This is a genomic window from Pseudorhodobacter sp., from assembly GCF_030452865.1.
In the GTDB taxonomy this organism is placed as follows: domain Bacteria; phylum Pseudomonadota; class Alphaproteobacteria; order Rhodobacterales; family Rhodobacteraceae; genus Pseudorhodobacter.
Genome location: NZ_JAKDLJ010000331.1, coordinates 1 through 4,110, shown reverse-complemented (window position 1 = coordinate 4,110; position 4,110 = coordinate 1). Strand labels below are relative to the sequence as shown.

General features: G+C 60.3%; 3 protein-coding genes and 1 pseudogene. 2 read left to right on the top strand and 2 right to left on the bottom strand.

Features of this window, described 5'->3' with window-relative positions; translation table 11 throughout:
• On the top strand, nt 1–1,642 hold a 1,642-nt coding region (gene ade, locus L0H65_RS15660), incomplete at its 5' end, for an adenine deaminase (RefSeq protein ID WP_301460007.1).
• A complete protein-coding gene (locus L0H65_RS15655; RefSeq protein WP_301460005.1) occupies nt 1,639–2,589 on the top strand; it encodes an alpha/beta hydrolase in 951 nt (316 codons plus the stop codon). The genes ade and L0H65_RS15655, both read left to right, overlap by 4 nt.
• Before the next feature lie 31 nt (nt 2,590–2,620).
• Here L0H65_RS15655 and L0H65_RS15650 read toward each other — a convergent pair whose 3' ends face one another.
• Both L0H65_RS15650 and L0H65_RS15645 read right to left on the bottom strand, forming a co-directional pair.
• Complete coding sequence (locus tag L0H65_RS15650; RefSeq protein ID WP_301460004.1) at nt 2,621–3,565, bottom strand: LytTR family DNA-binding domain-containing protein; 945 nt, start codon at nt 3,563–3,565, stop codon at nt 2,621–2,623.
• 378 nt (nt 3,566–3,943) lie between these two features.
• A pseudogene (locus L0H65_RS15645) lies at nt 3,944–4,110 on the bottom strand (recombination protein RecR); the annotation flags it as partial.

Sequence of the window (4,110 nt, the reverse complement as noted above, 5' to 3'; positions counted from 1 at the left end):
CCTCGTGCTGCGCGGCGGACGGGTGTTCGATCTGATCACCGGCGATCTGGTGCAAACCGATGTGGCGATTTGCGGCGATACCATCGTTGGGATTTTCGGGGATTACGACGGCAAGCGGGTTATTGGGGTTGCGGGCAAGATCCTTGTTCCCGGCTTCATCGACACGCATTTGCATATCGAAAGCAGCCTTGTCACCCCGTTCGAATTTGACCGCTGCGTGACGCCGTTGGGCGTGACAACCGCGATATGTGACCCACATGAGATTGCGAATGTCTGTGGGTTGGCTGGCATCAACTATTTCCTTGAGGCGTCGGCGCTGACGCTGATGGATATTCGGGTGCAACTTCCCTCCTGCGTGCCGTCAACCCATATGGAAACCTCGGGCGCGCGGTTGGAGGCGGCGGATATCCTGCCGCTCAAGGACCACCCGCGCAGCCTTGGGTTGGCGGAGTTCATGAACTTTCCCGGTGTTCTGGCGCGGGATGCGGGCGTCATGGCCAAGCTCGAAGGGTTCAAGGGGCGGCATATCGACGGGCATTGCCCGCTGTTGCGTGGCAATGCGCTGAATGGCTATATCGCCGCCGGGATCCGCACCGAGCATGAGGCGACGACGGCGGCTGAGGCTTTGGAGAAGCTGCGCAAGGGCATGCGGGTGCTGATCCGTGAAGGCTCGGTTTCCAAGGATCTGCACGCGCTTGCGCCTTTGATCACCGAACGCCATTCGCCCTATATCGCCTTTTGCACGGACGACCGGAACCCGCTGGATATTGGCGAGCATGGCCATCTTGATTTCATGATCCGCACTGCGATTGCCCTTGGAGCGCCACCGATTGCCGCCTACCGCGCCGCCAGCCTTTCGGCGGCGGAGGCGTTCGGGCTGAAGGATCGCGGGTTGATCGCACCGGGCAAACGCGCCGATATCGCGGTGATCGACACACTGGAAAACTGCAAGGCGAGCATGGTGTTTGCGGGAGGTGTGCTGGTGACGGATGCCGCTTTTGCGGCGCGCAAAACCATTCCGCCGGTCGCGCGCCATTCGGTCAAGGCACCAAAGATCACAGCGCAGGATTTCCGCACCGGCGGCAACCGCGTGGAAACCCCGGTGATCGGTATTCTGCCCGGCAAGATCATCACCGAGCATCTGACCTATGACATCGCGCCGGAAAGTGGCGACAAGGCACCCGATATCGCGCTTGATCTTGTGAAGATCGCGGTGATCGAGAGGCACGGCAAGAATGGCAATCGCGCGATCGGCTTTGTCAAAGGCTTCGGTTTGCAACGTGGCGCTATCGCGTCCACCGTTTGCCACGATCATCACAATATTGCGGTCGTGGGGGTGGATTACACTGACATGGCGCTGGCGGTCACGCGGTTGGGGGAAATCGAAGGCGGCTTTGTCGTCGTCGAGGGCGGTAATGTGCTGGCTGAATTGGCGCTGCCGGTCGCCGGGCTAATGAGCCTGGAACCGTTTGAAGTGGTGCGCGCCGCTCTTGAACGCTTGCGCGACGCGGCGCTTGGTTTGGGCGTGACACTGGAAGAACCGTTCCTACAACTGGCCTTCCTGTGCCTGCCGGTGATCCCACATCTGAAAATTACCGATCACGGCATGGTCGATGTCGACAAGTTTGAGGTGATGCCATGAGCGCATATGACCCGAAATATGACGCGCTGATCGACGCGCAGACATGGGCGTTCATCCGTGAAACTGAAAGCTGGTATCCGCCGGATGCTGTTGATCTGACGATTGTGGAACAGCGCGCGGTTTACAACAGGATGTGCAAGGCCTTCCATGCGGGCCACCCTGCGGGTGTTGTGGCGAAGGATGACGTTATTGCAGGGCAGCACAACATCCCGGTGCGGCGTTACACGATGGAAGAAAGCGGTGCGGCGCAGGTTGTCTACTTGCACGGCGGTGGCTTTGTGGTTGGCGGGCTTGAAAGTCACGATGATGTTTGCGCCGAGATTTGCGCGGGGACCGGGTTTGACGTAACCTCCGTGGATTACCGCCTGTCGCCCGAACATCCATTCCCGCAGGACTATGAGGATGCACTGGCAGCAGCGCAACATCAGGCGGCGGGCAAGCCTTTGGTGTTGGTCGGCGACAGTGCGGGCGGCAACCTTTGCGCGGCGGTTGCTGCGGCCTGTGCGGGGCACGCAAACGCGCCTGTCGGGCAGGTCATCATCTATCCCGTCCTTGGCACAGCGGGGTCCACCCCATCTGCGGCGGAGCATGCTTTTGCCCCGATGCTGACTGCGGCAGGCATGGCGTTCTATGCGAAAATCCGCTCTGACGGGCGGCCGGAACGGGTCGATGGGCCGCGCTTTTCACCCCTGCGCGCGCAAGCGTTTGCGGGCTTGCCGCCGACAATCGCGATCAGCGCGGAATGTGATCCTCTTGCAGATGATGCGGCACTTTATTGTCAGGCGATAAACGCGGCAGGGGGGCGGGCGCTGCATATCCGCGAAGCGGGATTGGTCCACGGCTACTTGCGCGCGCGCCATCGTGCCGACCGCGCTGGGCGGAGCTTCGCGCGGATCCTCAAGGCGGTTTCGACGCTCGGCCAACGTGTCTGGCCAGATCACCTGTGACGTGATCGCATGGCGACCGACAAGCGAGGGTTCACGCCGAAAGCTGCGCCTCAGCCCAATCACGAACCTCAATGCGCCGATTGCGGGCGATGGGAACTTCCGCCCCGTTGCTGAGCCGTAGCCGCCAGCCCTCTCGCTTACACAGCAGGTCCGTCAACGCCGCTGTCGCAACCCAATGGCTGCGATGCACCTGCATGCCAAGCGTGTCCGGCAATGCTTCAATCCCATCCGCCAACCGCCCGCGCAGCAACAGCGATTTGCCATCGCGCAACACCACGGCAACATAATGCTCCTCGGCTTTCAGATGCAGGATGTCGGTGGTTCGCAGCTTTTGGCCAAGCACCTGTTGCCATTCCAACGGAACGGGAGCCGGTGACAGCGCAGCATGAACTGTCGCTGCGCGCGGCGGCGCGGTGTTTTCCGGGGTCGCGATATCCGATGCTTGGTGAAAGTTGGACCCTGTATCGCGCATCATGTTTTCGTGGTGCGATGCGCCGACAAAAATCGCACGTTCCGCATCAATCTCCATCCCGGTATCAATTGCAATGCGGTGCAGCATGAATGCGCCAAGGATCACTTCGCCCACGGTCGCAAACACCATATTGAAGGCCAGCAACTCCGCCCAGCCCGCGCTGTCCAACGCATTTCCTCCGGACAGAATGCTGATTTTCACGCCCCAAACCGAAGCCACCGCAACGCCAATTGTGATGGATGTCATGGTGAATATCCGCCTGCGCGACTGTGCAGCAGCCTTCAACGCGCCGATGGAGGTCAGCAGAAAGACGCAAATGGAACTGGAAACGATAAGGGTCCGCACCATGGGACCCGGCGGCATGATCTGACCATATGGGTCAAGGTAGACGATCAGAACCGTCATCCCCAACAGCAACCCGACGAACAGGCGGTGCCACATGGCGCGGGTCAAATCGCGCCAACCACCTTTGAATTCGCTGCCGTTCAAGAACAAGATGTGCATTTCATTCCAAAAGCAAAGCGCCTGACTGTAATATCTGACACGTTCGTGGTGGGCCGGGGGGCGAAGGCCCGTCAACAGTTATTGAGTAGCGAATTCCGGCCCGCTTCGCATGGCGCAAAACGTCCCAAAGGGTGTCGCTCCCTTCTGGCAGGCTACCATCTTTGGGGCGCGGGAAAAGTCTTTTGACCAATCTATGGCCATTCGTAGGCGAAAGAAAAGCCGCTGCTCCCGCTGAAGCGGTGTATGAACGGAAGGCTTCGCCTTTGCCGGGAAGTCGCGTCCCGTCCGGTGCGCATAGAGTGAATCAAAGGGAAATAGAACTGGCTGGAAACGGTTATATCGCTGATCGTCAGTCTGTCCGCTCGTGCAATAGGACGCTCAGAACGCGCGGCGCGCGCGCAAGGCCGCCCCGATGGTGCCATCGTCGAGGTAGTTCAATTCCCCCCCGATCGGCACGCCCTGCGCAAGACTGGTGACCTGAACCCCGGTCGCCTCCAACGCTTCCGCGATATAATGCGCGGTGGTCTGGCCATCGACCGTCGCGT

What these genes read in the sequence shown, in the direction of transcription:
- L0H65_RS15655 (WP_301460005.1), top strand. Translation starts at nt 1,639, where the DNA reads ATGAGCGCATATGACCCGAAATATGACGCGCTGATCGACGCGCAGACA.
- L0H65_RS15650 (WP_301460004.1), bottom strand. Translation starts at nt 3,565, where the DNA reads ATGCACATCTTGTTCTTGAACGGCAGCGAATTCAAAGGTGGTTGGCGC.